General features: G+C 41.9%; 23 protein-coding genes and 1 riboswitch. Of the genes, 10 read left to right on the top strand and 13 right to left on the bottom strand.

Going from position 1 to position 21,426, the window contains the following annotated elements:
• Entirely contained in the window at positions 1-759 is a 759-nt protein-coding gene (gene budC, locus IQ211_RS04760) for a meso-2,3-butanediol dehydrogenase (RefSeq protein ID WP_189759197.1), read from the bottom strand.
• 328 nt (positions 760-1,087) lie between these two features.
• On the opposite strand from budC, the gene IQ211_RS04755 reads away from it, so the two are divergent.
• Positions 1,088-2,017 carry a sialate O-acetylesterase family protein gene (locus IQ211_RS04755; protein ID WP_223281660.1) on the top strand — a complete coding sequence of 310 codons (930 nt, stop codon included), beginning with the start codon at positions 1,088-1,090 and terminating at the stop codon, positions 2,015-2,017.
• Positions 2,018-2,166: 149 nt separating this feature from the next.
• Here the strand turns inward: IQ211_RS04755 and htpX are convergent, their stop codons facing one another.
• The 8 genes from htpX to ftnA all read right to left on the bottom strand — a co-directional run bounded on the left by htpX (position 2,167) and on the right by ftnA (position 9,531).
• Entirely contained in the window at positions 2,167-3,051 is an 885-nt protein-coding gene (htpX, locus tag IQ211_RS04750) for a protease HtpX (RefSeq protein ID WP_189759198.1), read from the bottom strand.
• 178 nt (positions 3,052-3,229) lie between these two features.
• The gene (gene prc, locus IQ211_RS04745) at positions 3,230-5,317 is read right to left on the bottom strand and encodes a carboxy terminal-processing peptidase (RefSeq protein WP_189759199.1); all 2,088 of its coding nucleotides are present in this window, start codon (positions 5,315-5,317) and stop codon (positions 3,230-3,232) included.
• A 19-nt stretch (positions 5,318-5,336) separates the two neighbouring features.
• Positions 5,337-6,047 (bottom strand): RNA chaperone ProQ, encoded by a 711-nt coding sequence (gene proQ / locus IQ211_RS04740; RefSeq protein WP_189759200.1) that lies wholly within the window; start codon positions 6,045-6,047, stop codon positions 5,337-5,339.
• Between the two features lie 95 nt (positions 6,048-6,142).
• Positions 6,143-6,640, bottom strand: a complete 498-nt coding sequence (locus IQ211_RS04735; RefSeq protein WP_189759201.1) for a GAF domain-containing protein — start codon at positions 6,638-6,640, stop codon at positions 6,143-6,145.
• A 417-nt stretch (positions 6,641-7,057) separates the two neighbouring features.
• Complete coding sequence (locus IQ211_RS04730; RefSeq protein WP_189759202.1) at positions 7,058-7,408, bottom strand: YebY family protein; 351 nt, start codon at positions 7,406-7,408, stop codon at positions 7,058-7,060.
• A 77-nt stretch (positions 7,409-7,485) separates the two neighbouring features.
• Entirely contained in the window at positions 7,486-8,406 is a 921-nt protein-coding gene (copD, locus tag IQ211_RS04725) for a copper homeostasis membrane protein CopD (protein WP_189759203.1), read from the bottom strand.
• Positions 8,406-8,792, bottom strand: a complete 387-nt coding sequence (gene copC / locus IQ211_RS04720) for a copper homeostasis periplasmic binding protein CopC (RefSeq protein ID WP_189759204.1) — start codon at positions 8,790-8,792, stop codon at positions 8,406-8,408. Before copC ends, copD begins: the two co-directional genes overlap by 1 nt.
• Positions 8,793-9,024: 232 nt before the next feature.
• Positions 9,025-9,531: a non-heme ferritin gene (ftnA, locus tag IQ211_RS04715; RefSeq protein ID WP_189759205.1), complete on the bottom strand. Its 507-nt coding sequence runs from the start codon at positions 9,529-9,531 to the stop codon at positions 9,025-9,027.
• A 366-nt stretch (positions 9,532-9,897) separates the two neighbouring features.
• On the opposite strand from ftnA, the gene IQ211_RS04710 reads away from it, so the two are divergent.
• On the top strand, positions 9,898-10,128 hold the full coding sequence (locus IQ211_RS04710; protein WP_189759206.1) for a DNA polymerase III subunit theta: 231 nt from the start codon (positions 9,898-9,900) through the stop codon (positions 10,126-10,128).
• Between the two features lie 60 nt (positions 10,129-10,188).
• Here the strand turns inward: IQ211_RS04710 and pip are convergent, their stop codons facing one another.
• The 3 genes from pip to IQ211_RS04695 form a co-directional block, all read right to left on the bottom strand.
• Positions 10,189-11,142 carry a prolyl aminopeptidase gene (gene pip, locus IQ211_RS04705; protein ID WP_189759207.1) on the bottom strand — a complete coding sequence of 318 codons (954 nt, stop codon included), beginning with the start codon at positions 11,140-11,142 and terminating at the stop codon, positions 10,189-10,191.
• 83 nt (positions 11,143-11,225) lie between these two features.
• Positions 11,226-11,597, bottom strand: coding sequence for a protein YebF (gene yebF / locus IQ211_RS04700; protein ID WP_189759208.1), 372 nt, complete (start codon positions 11,595-11,597; stop codon positions 11,226-11,228).
• A 102-nt stretch (positions 11,598-11,699) separates the two neighbouring features.
• Positions 11,700-11,882: a YoaH family protein gene (locus IQ211_RS04695; protein WP_189759209.1), complete on the bottom strand. Its 183-nt coding sequence runs from the start codon at positions 11,880-11,882 to the stop codon at positions 11,700-11,702.
• 149 nt (positions 11,883-12,031) lie between these two features.
• On the opposite strand from IQ211_RS04695, the gene pabB reads away from it, so the two are divergent.
• From pabB to mntP, 8 genes are all read left to right on the top strand, one after another.
• Complete coding sequence (pabB, locus tag IQ211_RS04690) at positions 12,032-13,402, top strand: aminodeoxychorismate synthase component 1 (protein ID WP_189759210.1); 1,371 nt, start codon at positions 12,032-12,034, stop codon at positions 13,400-13,402.
• Positions 13,399-13,968 carry a CoA pyrophosphatase gene (locus IQ211_RS04685; RefSeq protein ID WP_189759211.1) on the top strand — a complete coding sequence of 190 codons (570 nt, stop codon included), beginning with the start codon at positions 13,399-13,401 and terminating at the stop codon, positions 13,966-13,968. Before pabB ends, IQ211_RS04685 begins: the two co-directional genes overlap by 4 nt.
• 158 nt (positions 13,969-14,126) lie before the next feature.
• Complete coding sequence (locus tag IQ211_RS04680; protein ID WP_189759212.1) at positions 14,127-15,491, top strand: L-serine ammonia-lyase; 1,365 nt, start codon at positions 14,127-14,129, stop codon at positions 15,489-15,491.
• 508 nt (positions 15,492-15,999) lie between these two features.
• Positions 16,000-16,971, top strand: a complete 972-nt coding sequence (manX, locus tag IQ211_RS04675) for a PTS mannose transporter subunit IIAB (RefSeq protein ID WP_189759213.1) — start codon at positions 16,000-16,002, stop codon at positions 16,969-16,971.
• Between the two features lie 83 nt (positions 16,972-17,054).
• The gene (locus IQ211_RS04670; RefSeq protein WP_189759214.1) at positions 17,055-17,855 is read left to right on the top strand and encodes a PTS mannose/fructose/sorbose transporter subunit IIC; all 801 of its coding nucleotides are present in this window, start codon (positions 17,055-17,057) and stop codon (positions 17,853-17,855) included.
• A gap of 13 nt (positions 17,856-17,868) precedes the next feature.
• Entirely contained in the window at positions 17,869-18,717 is an 849-nt protein-coding gene (locus IQ211_RS04665; protein ID WP_189759215.1) for a PTS mannose transporter subunit IID, read from the top strand.
• Positions 18,718-18,795: 78 nt separating this feature from the next.
• Complete coding sequence (locus tag IQ211_RS04660; protein ID WP_189759216.1) at positions 18,796-19,254, top strand: DUF986 family protein; 459 nt, start codon at positions 18,796-18,798, stop codon at positions 19,252-19,254.
• A gap of 152 nt (positions 19,255-19,406) precedes the next feature.
• Positions 19,407-19,549, top strand: a riboswitch (yybP-ykoY riboswitch).
• Positions 19,550-19,678: 129 nt separating this feature from the next.
• Complete coding sequence (gene mntP / locus IQ211_RS04655) at positions 19,679-20,263, top strand: manganese efflux pump MntP (RefSeq protein ID WP_189759217.1); 585 nt, start codon at positions 19,679-19,681, stop codon at positions 20,261-20,263.
• Between the two features lie 165 nt (positions 20,264-20,428).
• On the opposite strand, the gene rlmA is transcribed toward mntP, so the two are convergent.
• Entirely contained in the window at positions 20,429-21,244 is an 816-nt protein-coding gene (gene rlmA / locus IQ211_RS04650; RefSeq protein WP_189759220.1) for a 23S rRNA (guanine(745)-N(1))-methyltransferase, read from the bottom strand.
• Positions 21,245-21,426: the final 182 nt, after the last annotated feature.

Raw genomic sequence — 21,426 nt, 5'->3', positions numbered from 1 at the left:
TTAGTTAAAATTAGGTTGACCATTGGATGCATTAACCCCGCCATCTATCGGCAAGTTCACCCCATTAATAAAACTGGCGTCTTCGCTGGCCAAAAATGCAATGGCTGCTGCCACTTCAGAAGGTTGGCCCGCTCTTTTTAACGGAATACGGCTATCGAAATGCGCAAGGGTTTCATCATCAAAGCGAGCAACCATTGGCGTCAATACTAAGCTTGGGCAAACAGCATTGACACGGACCCCTTGTGAACCATGATCCAATGCCATTGCGCGGGTTAAATTTACGACAGCGCCTTTAGCTGCGCAATAGTGAGCGCCACCCCAATCCCCCCCCAAGCCAGATACCGAGGCATTATTGACAATACATCCTTTGCTTTTCAGTAAATGAGGCAAAGCAAAATAACTACAATTGAGTACACCATTGAGATTCGTCGCCAGCGCGGCATTACCGTCTTCTTGTGATGTGCTCAATAAATCACCAACCACATACAAACCTGCGTTGTTCACCAAAATATCTATCCGGCCAAAATGCCTGATTGTTTCATCAACCATATTTTTAGCCGATTCCCGATCCGCGACATCTGTCTGAATCACTAGCGCTTTGTTTGATGACAATTCACTTAATACACGATTAAGCTTCTCTGTGTCCCGCCCAGCTAACACCACAATGGCACCTTCTTGTGAGAAACGTTTCGCTGTAGCCTCACCAATACCACTGCCTGCGCCAGTAATAATGACAACTTTATTCTCAAATCGAATCATTTTATTATCCTTATTGATATATTTTTAAAGCTTACCGGTTACTATAAAATACCAGCGTCTTCCCTCAACAAAATTATATTAGTTAGCCACAATATAAAATATTACTTATTTAATATTAAATATAATGTACTTATTTATATACGCATTAAACTTCAAGTTGCAATTTACAACACGATATGAACCCTGAAGTTTATCGAATATATATTGATGCTTGTTTTAGGTGCAAAAAATAAATTAGATTGATTCACCATGTACACTTTATCTTATATAAATAATTTTTTTCGCAAGGAGCGCAATACCTAATTAATTCGCCTACTTTAAGGGGAAAATGATGACATACAAACAGCTTCACTCTCCCGAACCAAAATATCCATCATGGAAATCCAATGATGCTCCATTATTTATTATCCTTGGACAATCCAATAGCTATGGTCATGGCACACAATTGCCACCAAATAAAAGGATTACTCAAGGTTTAAATAATGTATTCACACTATCCCTGCCAGAGGTTTATAACACTCATTTTTCCAAAATTCACTGGATAGGATTAACCAGCTTCGGAAGCGCCAATATTGGTGCTCCTGCTGGCTTACCTCGCGGTAATCAGGATCATCCTTATAACGCGGCCAACCGCTTTGCTAAATTTTGGCAAGATCATATCAATCAGGGCAATGCTCTGGATTTACCCGATCTTTACGTGATTTTGATGGGCTGGGGAGGACAAGGAATGTATCTAGATAATTACCCTGATAACCGCTGGGCACCGGAGCGTGATGCCAGAGATGTTGAATCCCTCTATCCTCGTGCAATTAGAACCTTACGCATGGCAATTCAATCATTGCGTAATATGGGCAAAAAACCGCGTATTTTGGCTATTCATTGGAATCAATGGGAAGCAGAAACAGAGAGTTTAGATGCAGCCAAAGCATCAGAGATGAATTTTACCCGCATTATTACCGGTATTAACAATGCCATCGGCTCGCACAATATTCCGTGGCGGTTATATTACCCACTCTCAGTCGCTTTTGATCCCATCAATACCAGCTATGTGCATGAAGCAATTAAAGACGTTATTGCCGCGGCACCTAACTATCGTACTTTAATTGATGCAAGGAATTCGCCAAATTACACGGGCATCGCTTCTGAATATGGTGTCTTCCTATCCGATGAAATGCATTATAATGGCGAAACCCAAACCTGGTTCGCCCAACAAGAATGGGAACGGATTCTAACCGGTTATCGCGGCAATGAAATATAAATAATATGGCGGCTTATGCCACCATATAAATTAAGATATATACACATTAAACTTTAAGTTGCCATTTAAACACGATATGAAACGTGATGTCTCCCCGCTTCATGGGGAGACATCACACGCATCTTGAAGTTAGATTGGTATAGTTTGGCCTATTTTAAATATTCACCACTGCGAAGGGCTTCAATACGTTTATCCAACGGCGGATGAGATAAGAACAACTCACTGAAACTCTTACCTTTGCCATTAATGCAGAATGCCATCATGCTGCCCTCTTCCTGAGGTTCATAACTGGTCTTAAGACGTTGCAATGCAGCAATCATCTTTTCGCGACCAACCAATTTCGCTGATCCTGCATCCGCATGGAATTCACGGTAACGGGAGAACCACATAGTAATAATACTAGCCAAAATACCAAATACGATCTCCAACACCATGGAAAGCACCATGTAGACGATGGGATTACCATTATTGCTACTTTCACTTTCATCATCGCTGCTGGAAAGGAAACTCGCAGCAGCCTGTGCAATGATACGTGAAATAAAGATGACGAATGTATTCACGATACCTTGCAACAAGGTCATTGTTACCATATCACCATTAGCAATGTGGCTAATTTCATGAGCAATGACGGCTTCAGCTTCATCACGGCTCATATTGTTCAGTAGCCCCGTACTAACAGCAACCAGAGAAGCATTACGGCGCGCCCCTGTAGCAAATGCGTTAATATCCAAGGCATCATAGATAGCCACTTGTGGCATAGTAATTCCAACTTGATCCGCCTGACGACGTACAGTTTCCATCAACCAGGCTTCAGTTTCGTTGGAAGGTTTTTCAATAACCTGACCACCAACAGAACGCAAAGCCATCCACTTCGACATCAACAAAGAAATGAATGCTCCACCAAAACCAAACAAACCAGCCATAATCATGAGGCCAGCAACACTGCTCCGCTGAACTCCTGTAAGTGAAAGTATTATTCCAAACACCACCATGACAGCAAGGTTTGTGAGAAGGAACAAGGCAATTCTCATCATATAAATTTGCTTCCTTTAATTATCAAACAGTTCAACTAAGAGTTAAGCCATAAAATGGGGATTCATCCCATATTATTCAAGTTTTTTAAGACGTTAAGCGATAGAATCAACATAACTTTACAATATGATAAAAAGGCCGACTAACAAGCCGACCTTTTATCTATAACGAAGTTTAAAACTACCTTGTTACAGCCATTTCAGCAGGCTGATGCGCCAAATCCAGGGCAATTTTTACAGATTCATCTAAATAAGGATCTGGCCCTTTATAATCTTTTGGCAAATCATCAAGCGACTTGAGCGTTTTTTTGTCTTCCCGTTTAAAGCGTTCATTAAGGCGATTCAATTTGATCGTTTCGTATTCCTTGTTTTCTTTCTCTCTTTGAGCATAGTTCAAGGAATAAACGCCCTTACGTTCTTTGATGACTTTATAGTAAGCAATATCCTGTTTGATATATTTAAATTCAGGATCATTAGCAATCCGTTGATTATGCAGCTTAGTCAATAGTGGCGTTAACTCTGAAATCACTTTCAAGGAAGTATAATGCGCAGGCTGAACGCTGTCCCAAGGTAACGCATTATCTTCTTGGCTTTCCCCTATTTCAGAAGGTTCTTCTCCTGTCGGCATAATGATATCAGGCGTTACCCCCTTAATCTGGGTACTACCACCATTTATCCGATAGAATTTCTGGATCGTATATTGCACAGAACCAATTTCTGGCCATTCAGGCCGTAGCATCTGATCATAAATACGGTTCAAAGGGCGATATTGCTGAACTGTACCTTTACCGAAAGAGGGATCTCCCACAATCAGTCCACGGCCATAATCTTGCATGGCCGCTGCAAAGATTTCAGAGGCAGAAGCACTTCTGTTGTCAATCAGAACCACTAAAGGACCTTTATAATATACGGCTTCATCTGTATCTGCCTCCACTTTCACTCTACCAGTATTATCCCGAACCTGGACAACCGGACCAGTAGGAATAAATAAGCCAGATAACGATACAGCTTCGGTTAATGCTCCGCCACCATTGCCACGCAAATCAATAACAATCGAGGAAACCCTCTGTTTAGAGAGTTTCTGCAACTGCACTTTTACATTGTTAGTCAAGCCGACATAGAAACTTGGTATATCCAGAATACCAACCTTCTCTTTCCCTACTGTTTTCACCGACATCTTGACAGCACGATCTTCAAGGCGGATATTCTCGCGGGTTAAGGTGACAATGTGGTTTTTTGCCCCTTTTGTGCTTGGTATGATTTCAAGGCGAACTTTACTCCCCTTCGGCCCTTTAATAAGAGCAACAACATCTTCCAAACGCCATCCAACAACATCGACAATGGGCTTACCTGCTTGCCCAACACCAATGATTTTATCTCCAACTTTCAATAAATTGCTTTTGGCTGCCGGACCGCCTACGAGCAATGAATTAATGGCAATATACTCATCATCGTATTGTAAAGCAGCACCGATGCCCTCGAGAGATAAGCTCATTTCTGAATTAAACTGTTCTGTCTCACGAGGGGAGAGATAATTGGTATGCGGATCTATTTCACGGGCAAAAGCCATCATGATGCTTTGAAAAACATCCTCACTCTTGGTTTGTGTGAGGCGTTTTAATAACGTCCGATAACGCTTAGTCAGGGTTTCTTTAATTTCTTTATCATCTTTTTTGCCGGATAACTTGAGGTTTATCCAATCAAATTTGATTTTGGCATCCCAAAGCTTATCCAACTCTTCAACACTCTTTGGCCATGGTGCTTTGATGCGGTCAGTTTCAATAGTGTCATGACCGTTTAAGTCAACGGGTTGTTCTAAACGGGAGAGCACATATTGATAACGTTCAAAGCGGCGCTTTTGCATCAGATTAAAGAGATCATAAGGAAGTTTTAGATCGCCATTTTCAAGCTCTTTTCCTAATTTTCCCTTTTGAGGCGCGAATGGAGCGATATCAGATGCCAAAAAAACATTATGTCCATAATCCAGTTGATTCAGGTAACGATCAAAAATTTTTCCTGAAAAATCTGCATCCAGATAAAACTGGCGATAATGAGAACGAAGGAAGCGGGAAACAATCCGCTTACTTACAGTGGAATGCTGTGGTTCCGGTTTTAAATCTGGCAGTTGGCTCAGACTGATAACAGCCGTATTGTCATTGGCGTTAGTAGCGTGGCTACCACTCGCAACATTATCATTAATAGTATCTGCATAACCTATACTAGAAAATGATAGACCTAAAACGAAAGCCAATGTAATGAGTTTGTTCATGCCCAAGTTGGCCTCCGTATCAGAACTTTAAGTGTTCTGCGCGTACAATCATTGCTAAACCAGTGGGTAACTGCACTCTGACACCATCTTTTGCAATTTCAAGCACAGATGCATCCATTAAGCTTTTTCCTACGTTTACTTTGATAGTCTGACCGACTGTCAAAGAGGATACGTCAGTGACTGAGTTTAACTCAGGTTGTGCAATTTTTTTTATGGTTTTATCTGCCGGTTTACGCGATTGTTGCGAGCGATTTTGCGAACGCACTGGACGTTTTTCACTATCACCAGCTCTCTTTTGATGTCGAGGAGCCGACTTTTTATTCACAGGGCGTTCGGTTTTCTTGTCAGATACGTTTTCAGTTTCACGTTTCTTGGCACGCTGTTCAGATCGTTGAGTCTGTACTCGTGCTTTCGCTTCTGCCAGTTGTTGACGCGCATGTTCAATATGTTCAATTTCCAGCTCGCCACACATGTTTCCGTCAAGGTCAACACGCTGGGCTCCTTCTTTTACACCATAAAGATAACGCCAACTGGAGGTATACAAGCGCAAAGCAGAACGAAGCTGTGTTTTACTCAAACACTCCTCATCCTTAATACGTTCAACGATGTCCTGGAAGATCCCGATCTTCAAAGGACGTGCTTCACCTTCTGCTACAAAACAAAGCGGGAAGCGCTCAGCCAAGAAAGCAATGACTTCTTTACTACTGTTCAACTTAGGTTGATTTTCCATGAAATTTCCTGATTACAACGGTTTTGCCAACCAGCGCAGGCATGAACAGGCGACATTATAATAGCGTTGCTGATAAATGCCACGTTATACGTATGTTAAGTTACGTTCTGTTGTTGATATTTTGACACAACACATTGTTCCAAATGGTTACAAAGCCTGATAACTAGCGCTTTCAAGCCATTTTCATCATTCTCGTCAAACCGATCAAAAACCGTGCTATCAATATCCAAAACGCCAATAACTTGCCCATTAACTTCTAAAGGAAGCACAATTTCAGCATTACTGGTGGCATCGCAGGCTATATGACCGGGGAAAGCATGCACATCAGAAATACGCTGTATACGCTTACTTGCAACAGCCGTTCCGCATACACCCTTTCCTACAGGAATACGAACGCAGGCGATCTTACCCTGAAATGGCCCTAATACTAGGGTATCATCATCAACTAAATAAAAACCAACCCAATTAACATGACTCAAACGTTCGTATAACAACGCGCTTGTGTTAGCAAGAGAAGCGATAAGATCGTATTCCCCTGATAGCAAGGCCATCAGACTATCTGCTAGCTCTTGATAAAATTCATTCTTATCCATAAGCTCCTACGCAATAGATAATATTTAACAAAATAGAAACAATTATTTCACGCAAAATTTTTACCATATTTAACAGACTATTTCTAAGCATAATCTGCCACTATGATTTAAATTTTCTTTCAGAATACCGTCTCTCTTCCTGAATTTAAATTTTCTTTAATTATTTTTACCAGTATTCACTGATAAAATTTAGGGAGATATCACAGCTTATTTAAAAACTAACGTGACTTGCACCAGGATCAGGATCGTGTCTTGTGACTTTAAGCACACGCAAAAAAAGGCCGAGTTTACTCCTCTACTCGGCCCAGGGAAAATAGCTCTATTAAAGAGCCTTGCGCTAAAAGTTGCTATTGAGACGTAGAACAACTTACGACTTAAAGCGTAGTTGACATACAATGATTTACCAAATTTTAACCATTATCGGTGGGATGGATGGTCACATAGAGCCAATGCCGCTTTCTGGAAAGGTTCAACACTCATTTTTTGATTGGGATGATCGGGGTCATTTAAGAGGATTGTCTCTAGTGATGATGCAATCACTTTATTAGCTTGCATCAGTTGTGTTGCGCGATCATTCAACGGATATTGCATCAACGTGCTGGGGTTTATCACAAACAACGCGCCATCTGCCCGACAATCAAGCATGACCTCTTCGCGAGTAAATGCCCACTGTTTGCCAAACTGTAGCTTACTAATGGTTTTTATTGGTGCAGCCACTCCCTGAAAAGAGAGAAGCAAAAGAGGCAAAGCCCAAAATAGTCGTTTCATTATCTTTCCCCTGATAGATACGTGCCGCGATTTTATCGTTAATTTTCCTGTTTATGTACCCAGATCTGCACCAAACATTACGCAGGCGGTTGCGTTGCAAAAATCGCTACGCATAACAGTGCCGTTGTACCCAGAATAATTTCCAACCAGCTATTGATTATCAATTGCTGATAGCTCCTTTTCTGCTTTAATTTGGGAACGAGAATATAGCGGTTAATCAAAGCCAAAAGAACCATTCCAATAACCAGCACTATTTTTAACCATAACATGGATTGGTATTCTGACAGATCCCGACTGAAAATGGGCCAATCTGGAATAAGAATCACACTACTCACAATACCTGTCACAATCACCAGAAACACGGCAAAATGCCCATAAAGAGAGAATTTCCGCATGGCTATTACACTATCTGCATATAAGTCAGTCGCATTAGGCGATAAGTTTGTTTCTGCTGGTGGCCGTAATCGCAAGAATTGCAGACACACTACGAATGGCCACAATCCGCCAAACCAGTAACCTGCACTGAGTAAATGGATAACCTGATTGGCTTGAAGTAATAGCCCTATGCTTCCTTCATACATAGCTGCATGTCCAATGAAAGCATGGCTTGAAAGTAAAATAATCGAGCAACCTAACAACAGGAAATTTCTGACCTTAATATTGGAAAGGAACAATCCCCCCACGGCCAGTACAGCTATTAATAACTGCCATCTCCAGACTTGCCCAAAAGAGGTTCCCAAGACTGCCAGCCAAATATCCAGAGCATAAATATCGTGCCAGCCATCCCCCATTAATCCAGTCTGCACAATAAACCAGATAATTGAAGTTATCAAAGCCAGCACGGTGCTGATTAATACTCCAATTTTTAACCGTTCTCCCATTAGGATCGAAAAATGCCCGGAAACAATTACGGTGAATAAGCTAAGGCCGAACATCAACATGACGACCACAAAATGAGAGAAACGGCAGAATATGTATAGCGCCTCTAGAGAGATCATTATCTTACGGTAAAACTATAAACGCCTTTGGTTTTATGACCATCGACAGAGAGTACACTCCAGTCAACATTGTATTTTCCCGCAGTAAGTTTACCTTCAACTGGCAGGATTAACTTGGTTTTGGTTTCAGGATCGAGTTCCAACTTACCTGTTTTAACTACAGCTTTTTCTGGACCAATCAATTTTACCTTACTAAATCCCAGTTCAATACGTTCTGAGAAGTTCAAGGTGATAGTTTGTGGAGCAGCTTCAACCGTTGTATTTTCTGCGGGAGTCTGATCTTTCAAATGTGCATGGGCCAAAGCCTGCTGACAAGATATGCCGACAAACAGAACCACAAGCGCCGATAATTTGGTCCAGAATGAGCGGAGGTTAAGAATAAACATATAGATAACCCTTTAATATGTAGATGAATTTTTATGCTTGAAGGGAGATTCTATACCAAAAAATCTGTTTAATCTGCGGTAATTGACGAGTAATGTCCTGACCTGTGAGACACTACGCAAAAAATGGAGATCATGGAGATAAAAAAGGAAGAGCCGTAACCCCAGTTTCATAATGCATGAAAAAATACGCAAAGAAACGGGTGTTACGGTAGAAAAACAATCAAATTGAATATCAGGCGTGTGCCGGTGCCATAGACAATCCCTTAAGCTCTTTATCCAGCAGGAACAGCGCTTTTCCGCCTTCACCCACCATATCCAATTTGTCCAGAATGGATTTGAACAATTTCTCTTCTTCATGCTGTTCAGCAACATACCACTGCAAGAAATTAAAAGTAGAGTAATCTTGTGTCGTCATCGCTACATGGGCAAGCTTATTAATCTCTTCTGTGATCAGTTTTTCATGCTCATAAGTCTGATTAAATACATCAGAGATAGACTTGAACTCTACAGGAGGAGCCTGAATAGCGCCTAATACAGGCATTGAACCCGTGTCACCCAAATAATCAAACAAGCGTTGCATATGTTGCATTTCTTCCTGTGAGTGAGTCTTTAAAAACGCTGCTGCGCCTTCATATCCCTTATCACTACACCATGCACTCATTTGCAGATATAAATTCGCAGAATAAAACTCCAGATTTAATTGCTCATTTAATTTTTTGATCATTTCTTGTTTTAACATCGGCCAACTCTCCTAATAATTTATTAAATTTGGCGTATTATGCCAATTAAAATCACATAATACAAAAACAAAATAAAAACACATAATTGATTGATAAATAACAATTTATTTATCAATCCCAACAAGAATAAATCTCATTAAATATCAGGAAATAAGAATCAGTTTTATTTGATTAGTTTTTTATTCAAAAAAAACATTTTTAATAAAAATGAGAATTGATATTATTTATGTTTATTATATCAATCCAACTTCAAGATGCGTGTTATATTTCCCCGCCTCGTCTTGCGGATTGCAACTTGCTAAACAAAAAAGAGTCGATTAATTTTCTATTAGAGAAAGTTAAAATGAGTTTTCAGAGAGGCCAAAATGGAACATAACTTAGCCAAATTATCTAAAGATGAGATGGATAAAGTCAATGTTGATTTAGCAGCATCCGGTGTTGCTTTCAAAGAACGTTATAACATGCCTGTTATTCCTGACACGGTTGAACAATCACAACCAGCCCATCTGCGGGAATATTTCCAACAACGTTTACAGCACTATCGCCAGCAATCAAGAGTACTGTCACGCCTGCCTTATGAGCCTAAAAACCGCTAAGGGAATGCGATGAGCAAAGATAACCACCACTTTTCTGGTGGTTATCTTATTCCAGCTAATTTATTTTCCAACAAATTTATCAGTCGCTTTAATAAGTTGGTGTAAAATACCGGCTTCATCAAAAGAATGGCCAGCACCTTCCACAATGTGCAATTCTGCTTCCGGCCACGCTTTTGCCAAATCCCATGCATTCTGTATCTGACATGCCATATCATAGCGACCATGGATAATCACCGCAGGGATATGTCTGATCACATCAATATGATCCAGTAATTGCTGAGTTTCATCCATAAAACCATGATTGATAAAGTAATGGTTTTCAATGCGTGCAAACGCCAAAGCAAAATTATCTTCGGCAAAAGTCGCTGAACTTGCAGAAGGCAGCAGTGTTACCGTTTCGCCTTCCCAAAGACTCCATAAACGGGCCGCTTCCAACCGGACTTGCAAATCTTCACTGGTCAGCCGTTTGTTATAGGCGGCGATGACATCTTTACGCTCTTCTTCTGACAGGATCGACAAGGTCCGTTCCCATTTTTCCGGGAAAAAGTGAGAAGCGCCTTCTTGATAATACCAGTGCAACTCTTGTGGACGGAGCAAGAAAATCCCTCTTAGCACTAATTCTGACACGCTATGCGGGTGTTTTTCAGCATAGGCCAAAGACAGCGTTGATCCCCATGAGCCACCAAAAACCAACCACTTTTCAACGCCCATAAGATGGCGCAGCCGTTCAAGATCCGCTATCAAATGCCATGTTGTATTATTTTCCAAGCTAGCATGGGGTTTAGAACGCCCACAGCCACGCTGATCAAATAACATAATATGATAGCGTTCAGGATCGAATAACTGACGATGATAGTTTGCTATCCCACCACCAGGGCCACCATGTATGAATACCGCGGGTTTACCTTTTGGATTACCGCACAATTCCCAATAAATTTGGTGCCCATCTCCCGTATCCAGATACCCTGTTTGATATGCATCATAAGCGGGATAGAGTTTCCGTTGTTCCGTCATAAAGCCCTCTCAGTGTTTAAACAAAACGGGATACTCTCCAGTATCCCGTACATATTTAAAGAAAAGATAGCATGACAAATTATTTACTTTATTTCACCATAACTGATCGTTTCTTGTTGACAATCAATGATGACATTGTAACTTTTATCTTTTTTCGTACCGCGGACGATTAACGGAACCTGCAATGCGTCCTTATCACCCGTAATATCATTGACATTTACCCACGCAATCGGTTTTGCCGTGCCTAATTGCTTTCTGTCTTTATCCCAACGATTAATACGATTTTGTAAAAAATCTTGTTTAACCTGCGCTGCCACTTGATCTTTGGTTAAATTTTTACAAGAAATAAACTTCGCCACACGCTCATTATCAGCAGCGCTGGCAATAAACGAAACAGACAACAGAACACCCGCACTCAATAAACTAATACGACGAATAAATTGACTTTCTTTCATGTTACCCTCCTATTACCATTCAAACAGTATGGATTAAAAGTTGCGATAAATTAACATGTCGTAGAAAGCAATTATGTGAGTTTTGTTAAAAATGCGTTGCAACTAGTCTTCATCATCTTCAAATAAAACAGGGATCTGCTCATGGTTTCGGTGCTTTTCGCGTAATTCCTGAGCAACAATAGCAATGGCTTCTCCGCTGCCCATTCCTTCGGAAATAAGCTGGTGGATCCTCTCTACGGCCGCTTGTTGCTCTTCATGGGATAATGCTGGCATACCTGAAAACATCGTTATAACCTCAAACAAAACATAGCACTTAATGGCAAACGGCGATTATAGCCTGTTTTATCTCAAGTCAGGAGCAAGATTGTGTGATAATCTCCGTGGATTAATATGTTATTCCTTGTGGATTGCTCAACACCAATATTGATTCCGCCATGAAAATTGCATTACAAAAACGACAATTACCGTATTCTCCTGATCTCGCCATTCACTATTTCGCCCCTCTGTCTGCATTACCCTGGGCCATGCTGTTACATTCTGGAACCGCCGAACATCCGCATAATCGATTTGATATTATTGTCGCCGAACCTGTAACAACCCTTGTCACTCAAGGAGCTTCTACCGAAATTCATTGCAATGGTCAGGTTTCTCTTTCCAAAGAAGATCCCTTCCAGCTATTAAAAAACCATCTTCACGCCTGGGATATTGAGGCTCAATTTGATCCGGACCTCCCTTTTCAAGGAGGAGCATTAGGGATATGGGGATACGATCTCGGACGACGTATCGAAAAATTACCTGAATTAGCCACCCATGAACTGAGCTTTCCTGATATGGCTATAGGGATCTACGATTGGGGATTAATTATTGATCATCAGTTACAGAAGGTGACATTACTGAGCTACCACAATATTGACGAACGGCTGACATGGTTAGAGTCTCAGCGAGAACACAGGAAAGAAGGATTTTCCCTGACAAGTCCGTGGCAATCCAATATGACAGCACAGCAATACCACGAAAAAATTGCTCATATCCACCGCTACCTGCGAGAAGGGGATTGCTATCAAGTTAATTTATCCCAACGGTTCCATGCTAATTATAAGGGAGATGAATGGCAGGCATTTATCCAGCTCAATGAAAGCAACCAGGCTCCCTTTTCTGCCTTTATCCGCTTGCCTGAGCACTGCATTATCAGCGTTTCACCTGAACGTTTTATCCTTTTGAAAGATCACCACATTCAGACGCGCCCAATAAAAGGAACACGGCCCCGATTGCAAGCCCCCGCAGAGGATCAATTACAAGCAGAAAAATTGGCAAACTCACGCAAAGATCGTGCGGAAAACCTGATGATTGTTGATCTGTTGAGAAATGACATTGGGCGAGTTGCCACGCCAGGCTCGGTCAAAGTCCCTGAATTATTTGTGGTTGAACCGTTTCCGGCCGTACACCATCTGGTCAGCACCATCACAGCAACCCTGCCTGACACATATCATGCTACAGATTTACTGCGCGCCTGTTTTCCAGGCGGATCAATTACGGGTGCCCCTAAAATTCGAGCCATGGAAATCATTGAAGAACTGGAACCACATCGCAGACATGGATATTGTGGTGCTGTTGGCTATATTAGTTTCTGCGGTACAATGGACAGCAATATTACTATTCGTACCTTACTGACAGAAAAAGGAAAAATTTACTGTTGGGCCGGTGGTGGTATCGTCGCAGATAGCATCGCTGAAAAAGAATATCAGGAAACATTTGATAAACTTGGACGGATCTTACCTCAATTAGGGGAACTCGCTCTATCATGACATCGCTCTCTGACTTCATTCATCGGTTTCAATTGCAGCTTCCTGCAAAACCAGCATATTTAGCCAGCAACCAACGGAATGCGGCGGTATTATTACCGATTATATGTAAGCCAGAACCAACGCTGTTATTCACCCAACGCTCCGCAAGCCTCCGCTCCCACGCCGGGCAAATTGCTTTTCCGGGCGGAGCGGCAGATCCTGAAGACGCATCTCTGATTGCCACCGCGTTGCGTGAGGCAGAAGAAGAAGTCAGCCTACCGCAAGATAAGGTACAAATACTGGGGCAATTAGCCCCCTTGGATAGCATTGGCGGTTATCGTGTCACGCCGGTAATTGGGCTTATTGCCGAACCCATCTCTTTTCGCACCAATCCCGCAGAAGTCGCAAACATTTTTGAAATCCCGCTGCTTGAGGCACTTTCCCTTCCCCATTATCGGTATCTGGATATAAAACGCCGTAATCAACAGCGCCGAGTCTATTTTTATTGGCACCAAGAGCATATGATTTGGGGATTAACCGCCGCTATTATTTATCGCTTAGCCCAGCAAGTACAAAAAACGTTCTAAAACACCACAAAACTGTGCATTACTTATCCATAATCATATCAATTGCTATTATAATTAAAAAAAAACTGTAAACTCCTTTATCAACACTACCAAATAACAGTAAAGTAGCGCGCTTTATATAAATAACTATATTTCTTTCTTCTTTAAAGGAGTCTGGCGTGATTAGCGTTTTCGACATGTTTAAGGTGGGTATTGGCCCATCCAGCTCTCATACTGTTGGTCCTATGAAAGCAGGCAAACAATTTGTCGATGATCTTGTAAACCAAGGAGTAATGTCCTCTATCACGCGTGTAGCTGTCGATGTATACGGCTCACTTTCATTAACCGGGAAAGGTCACCATACGGATATCGCTATCATCATGGGCCTGGCAGGTAACATGCCCGCAACTGTTGATATTGATTCAATTCCAGGTTTTATTCGTGATGTTGAGCAAACTGAACGTTTGCCGCTGGCAAATGGTTTACACGAAGTCGATTTTCCTCGCGATGGCGGTATGAACTTCCGTAGCGATAACTTATCACTGCACGAAAACGGCATGCAAATTCATGCATTTGCAGGTGACGAAAAGGTTTACAGCAAAACCTACTACTCCATCGGTGGTGGTTTTATTGTTGATGAAGAACACTTTGGCAAGCCATCCCAGGATTCCAAACCGGTTTCTTACCCTTACAGCTCTGCGGCTGAGCTGTTGATGAACTGTAATAAAACCGGCTTGTCTGTTTCTGGCTTGATGATGAAAAATGAATTGGATTTACACAGCAAAGAAGAAATTGCTGAGTATTTCGCAGACGTATGGGCAACTATGCAAGCTTGTATTGAGCGTGGCCTGAATACAGAAGGGGTTTTGCCTGGCCCATTGCGTGTTCCTCGCCGTGCCGCCGCATTGCAGCGTATGCTGACATCATCAAACAAATTGTCTAATGACCCAATGAATGTTGTTGATTTAATCAACATGTTTGCATTGGCCGTCAATGAAGAAAATGCAGCGGGTGGCCGTGTTGTTACCGCCCCAACCAATGGCGCGTGTGGTATTGTTCCTGCTGTTTTGGCCTACTACAACCATTGCATTGAGCCTGTGACAGCGGAACTATACACCCGCTATTTCCTGGCTGCGGGTGCCATTGGTATCTTATATAAGATGAATGCCTCTATTTCTGGTGCTGAAGTTGGCTGCCAGGGTGAAGTTGGGGTAGCTTGCTCGATGGCAGCAGCCGGCATTGCCGAATTATTTGGCGCAAGCCCTGAACAGGTTTGCATCGCAGCAGAGATTGGCATGGAGCATAACCTTGGTTTGACGTGTGATCCGGTTGCAGGCCAGGTGCAAGTTCCTTGCATTGAACGCAATGCTATTGCTTCCGTTAAAGCGATCAATGCTGCCCGTATGGCACTTCGCCGTACCAGTGAACCTCGTGTTTCTCTCGATAAAGTTATTGAGACTATGTACGAAACAGGCAAAGATATGAACGCAAAATACCGTGAAACTTCACGCGGTGGTTTGGCGATAAAAGTTCAGTGTGACTAATGTAAGCATTGCTCACTCATTAGACAGAAACGATATTATCGCCTCCTTTTTCTACATTTAAATTTTAGCTGAAATCGTATCCCTGCCAGTTGGCAGGGATATTTTTTTGGCTGAAACGAGTTACTAAAGTACATTATTTTCCATTCTACGGTAAAAACATCACAATTTTTTTATAATAAAATTAAGAAAATGTTACCGGAAACAAAAGAAAACACTAAACCATAAGAAATAATCAGAATTTTTTAAAAAATTATTCTTATATTGTGGAATAAAATATTGTTTTAACCTATCAAAATAGTCTATCTTAATTTTTCTGACTGATAGCAACTTTCTTGAAGGCAGCAAATGATATTCTAACTATATATTTACTTATGTAACAAAATATAAAACCATGACAGTTTTATGTTCACGACTATCCTATTGATTGATAGGAAGTTAAATACATTAGAAATATTGAGTATGAATTTGCAGTAGTCTGAGTGCAATTGTTATAGAAAGGGGAAAACAAGTGAGTATAGCCATTATGATTGGCACACACGGGGCTGCGGCGGAACAGCTGCTTCGTACCACAGAGATGTTGATTGGGGAGCAGGAAAATGTTTCTTATATCGACTTTGTGCCCGGTGAAAATGCTGATACGTTATTCGAGAAATACAACCAAAAGCTGGAATCGCTTGATACAGAACAAGGCATACTGTTTTTCGTCGATACCTGGGGTGGCAGCCCATTCAATGCCGCAAACCGCATCGTGGTTGATAAAGACAACTACGAAATCGTCACAGGTGTCAATGTTCCGATGCTGGTTGAAGCTTTCATGTGCCGTGACGATGATCCAACGATGGAAGAGCTGGTTGCTGTTGCATTGGAAACCGGCAAAGAAGGCATTCGAGCCCTTAAAGCAAAACAAGATGAAGAGCCAGCCAAACCTGAACCCGTAAAACAACCCGCTGCACCTGTTTCCGCTGTTTCAGCTTCAACAACCTCTGCGGGCGGCCATATGAAGATTGCCCTCGCGCGTATTGATGATCGCCTTATCCACGGCCAGGTTGCTACTCGTTGGACTAAAGAAACTAACGTCAAACGTATCATTGTCGTCAGTGATGAAGTTGCCCAGGATACGGTTCGTTCTACCTTGTTGAAACAAGTTGCACCTCCCGGCGTTAGCGCACATGTCATAGATGTTGCTAAGTGCGTTCGGGTTTATAACAACCCCAAATATGCTAACGAACGCGTCATGTTGCTCTTTACCAATCCAACAGATGTTCTGCGTATTGTCGAAGGTGGCGTCGCTATCGAATCCATCAACATCGGTGGCATGGCTTTCCGCCAAGGAAAAACCCAAATCAACAACGCGATTTCCGTTGATAAAACAGACATTGAAGCCTTTGAAAAACTGAACTCACGCGGCATAGAACTTGAAGCCCGTAAAGTTGCCAGTGATACCCGTTTGAACATGATGGATCTGCTGAAAAAAGTTTAACCATCAGAACAGATGTCATTTTATTAACCATTAGTCAATAACAAAATTCTTACCAAATTACATTTGGTTACAGGAGAAAAACAATGGAAATTACCGTTGTTCAACTTGTGTTGATATTCATCGTTGCCTGTATTGCAGGCATGGAGTCAATTCTCGATGAATTTCAATTCCACCGTCCATTAGTTGCTTGTACATTAGTCGGCTTAGTGCTTGGCGATATGAAAACCGGCATTATCATCGGCGGTACACTGGAAATGATCGCCCTTGGCTGGATGAATATCGGTGCAGCAGTCGCCCCCGATGCAGCATTAGCTTCCATCATTTCAACCATCCTGGTTATCGCCGGTGGGCAAGATGTCGGTGCCGGTATCGCACTGGCTATTCCACTGGCAGCAGCAGGCCAGGTTCTGACTATCATCGTCCGTACCTTGACTGTGGGTTTCCAACATGCAGCCGATAAAGCCGCAGAAAACGGTAATCTTCGTGCAATTAGCGTCATTCACATTTCAGCTTTGCTGCTTCAAGCTATGCGAATCGCCATCCCGGCCCTGATCGTTGCAATATCAGTAGGAACATCTGAAGTTCAGCATATGTTGAACTCCATTCCACAAGTGGTCACCAGCGGCCTGAATATCGCCGGTGGTATGATCGTGGTTGTCGGTTATGCAATGGTGATTAACATGATGCGCGCAGGTTATCTGATGCCGTTCTTCTACCTTGGTTTCGTTACGGCAGCCTTCACTAACTTCAACCTTGTGGCATTGGGTGTGATTGGTATTGTTATGGCAATCCTGTATATCCAGCTTAGCCCTAAATATAATCAATCACAGGCAGCCGCTTCTGCTGGCAATACGCCAAACGACCTTGATAACGAATTAGATTAAGAGGATGAACAACATGTCAGAAGCAACAAATATGGGTCAGAAGAAGCTGACACAAAGCGATATTCGTGGTGTATTCCTCCGCTCTAACCTATTTCAAGGGTCGTGGAACTTTGAACGGATGCAGGCACTCGGTTTCTGTTTTTCGATGATACCTGCCATTCGTCGTCTGTACCCGGAGAATACTGAAGAAAGGAAGCAAGCTCTCAAACGACATATGGAATTTTTTAATACCCATCCTTATGTTGCAGCACCTATCCTGGGTGTCACTATGGCAATGGAAGAGCAACGGGCCAATGGAGCCAACATTGATGACGGGGCTATCAACGGTATCAAAGTGGGTTTGATGGGGCCTTTAGCGGGGGTTGGTGATCCTATTTTCTGGGGAACTGTTCGTCCGGTATTTGCCGCTCTGGGAGCAGGTATTGCCATGAGTGGTAGTCTGTTAGGCCCTGTTCTGTTTTTCATCCTGTTTAATTTAGTGCGATTACTTACCCGTTACTTGGGTGTCGCTTATGGCTACAAAAAAGGGTTAGATATCGTTAAAGATATGGGAGGTGGCTTCTTGCAGAAAATGACGGAAGGCGCGTCCATTCTCGGCTTGTTTGTCATGGGTGCCCTCGTCAACAAATGGACCAAAGTAAATATTCCGCTCGTGGTTTCTGAAGTGCCTGATCCAATCACGGGTGAGATGAAAGTGACTACTGTTCAAACCATCCTTGACCAGTTAATGCCTGGCCTCATGCCATTGTTGTTAACATTTGGCTGTATGTGGCTACTGCGGAAGAAAGTCAATCCGTTATGGATTATCGTCGGCTTTTTCGTGCTGGGGATTGTCGGTTTCCGTTTTGGTTTCCTCGGTTAGAGCTGATATTCCTGCATGACTTGAATATTCGGGGGAGGTTTTGCCTCCCCTTTCTTTGTGAGAAAATAGAGATTAAAAATGAGTTTGAATGATATTATTCTAATAGTTTTAATTGTATTAATGCTCGCTTTTGCGATTTATGATGAATTTATTATCAATCAGCTCAAAGGAAAAACGCTGTTAAATATCAAACTCAAAAGAAAACAGCGGCTTGATGCGCTGATATTTATCATTTTGATTGCTATTATTATTTACAATAATGTCACATCACATGGCAGTCAGTTCACGACCTATTTATTAACTTTTATCATCCTGGTGACATTGTATTTAGGTTATATTCGCTCACCAAAACTAATATTCAAAAAACAGGGTTTTTATTATGCCAACCGTTTCTTTTCTTATGAAAGCATTAACGCAATGAATTTATCTGAAGACGGCATTCTGATGATGGATTTAGGGCAAAATAAAATATATGTATCCGTCACAAAACTGGATGACTTAGAAAAAATTTATCAATTTCTGGTTAACAACAGATGATTGCAATTGGCAGATTCGATTAAATAAGATCAATAATTCATATTGGTCTTATTTCCCTCCTAAAACAGATACAGATAACGATAAGCATTATCATTTTCATATTTAAATTGTGGCAAAATATTTTTTGCCTTTTATTCTTAATATGATATTGTCCGTCGCAGTCATTGGGGAGTAGCCTGTTCCAGAAAATCTCTGGAAAATTCGTATCAACATACTCGTTTAAAATAAAACGTGGTACGAATACCTAAAGAACCTAATAACATCCAGGTTTTTATATTCCCGTTATATTTCAAGTGACGATTAACAAAGTCGCAGCTTGAAAGATACGGGGATAAATCGGTTGGCAAGACCATAGACACATAACAGCGCCGTTGGTTGGGGGTGTGTTGTGTGTGTATGGAATCACCCAACCGAGGCTATTTTGATGAATCTCTATGCAACACTTATTCTCGCGCTTGCCCTTTCCATGGATGCTTTTGCCGCTGCTGTAGGAAAAGGTGCCGCCCTTCACCGCCCTCATTTTCGTGAGGCCATCCGCACTGGTATCATCTTTGGTTTGGTCGAAGCCTGTACGCCTTTAATCGGTTGGTCATTGGGCCTGTATGCCAGCCAATATATTATGGAATGGGATCATTGGATTGCCTTTTTCTTGCTCCTGCTCCTTGGCTGCCGCATGATAATTGATAGCTTCAAACGTGAACCTGAAACTTCTTGTCAAGCTACCCCTCAACGCCATAGTTCAGCGGCATTGGTTCTCACTGCAATTGCAACCAGTCTGGATGCTATGGCAATAGGTGTCGGCCTTGCCTTCTTACAGGTTGATATTCTCCACACAGCCATGACAATTGGCCTGATGACTATGATTATGGCCACATTAGGCATGTTAATTGGTCGTTATATTGGCCCGCTATTGGGTAAAAGAGCCGAGTTGGTTGGGGGATTGGTCTTAATTGCCATTGGCTTCAATATATTATTCGAGCATCTTAAATTATTCTGGTATGCGGAATAAGGCTATTATTTAACGTTTTTCACGTTGTCGTTTTATTAACTCAATTTACTCCGGATATATATACGCATCTTGAAGTTAGATTGGTATAGTTCGTTATATTCCGGAGATTTGTTCCCTTGTCACCATACTTCCAGGGGTTATAAGATGACAGCAATCATCTTATTATCAAATACGTCGATATACTTTTAATGTAAAATCTGCTTCACAAGCAAACTGTTCTCTCGATATCAAATGTGTTTTAACTTCTTCTGATGCTCGCCAGGCAAAAGGGGTCATCTGCAATAAATTATGTGCTTGTTCACCATTTAATGACATGGTATAGGCCAACGTTTCGGTTGCAATTAATTCAAATTCTCCCCATTGTTCCTGATTTTCAGGATGTAAATGCACTTCCTGATAAATAAGCTCTTTCAATTGATACAAATGACGAGGCCCTGGTGTTACTGTCAGGACGATCCCCTCTGTTTTCATTACCCTGGCCAATTCTGCCGCTTTGCAGGGAGCGTAAATCCGCAAAATACCATCCAGCGAACTGTCCGCAAATGGCAACCTGTGGCTAGATGCTACGCAGAAATTAACATCGGGATAACGCCTGGCACCATAGCGAATTGCGACTTTCGCCACATCCAATCCAAACACGGTCAATTTCCGCTGAAGATTGAGCTGTTCCTGAACAGCAGCGGTGTAATAACCTTCACCACAACCAATATCCAGCAAAGTTTTGGCGCCTTCTGGTAAATATTCACCAAGCAACTCAACCGTTTTTTGTCGCAGAGCCTGATAATGGCCTGAGTGCAAAAATGCCCTTCTCGCTTGCATCATCTCCACACTATCCCCAGGCTCTTTTGAGCGTTTATGCTGAACGGGCAGTAAATTGACATACCCTTCTTTTGCACAATCAAATTGGTGATTATTCTCGCAACGCCATTGGTGGTGAGTAAACAGTAAAGGTGTGTGACATAAAGGACATTGATAAGACATAACATTCCGACGGATAGGGAAAATCAGGGGGCGTACTATACCATATTTCTGATATATACCAATCGTCATTGAAGATGCTTGATTTTTTATCCTAATCCGATCATGCTTGCGACCATGAAAATTCATCTGACACCAGAACAAAAACGCGCCCTTGAATTGATGCATGACACCACTCGAGACAG

Origin of the sequence: Xenorhabdus griffiniae, from assembly GCF_015163655.1 — a bacterium.
GTDB lineage: Bacteria > Pseudomonadota > Gammaproteobacteria > Enterobacterales > Enterobacteriaceae > Xenorhabdus > Xenorhabdus griffiniae.
This window is presented reverse-complemented; position numbering and strand designations above follow the sequence as displayed.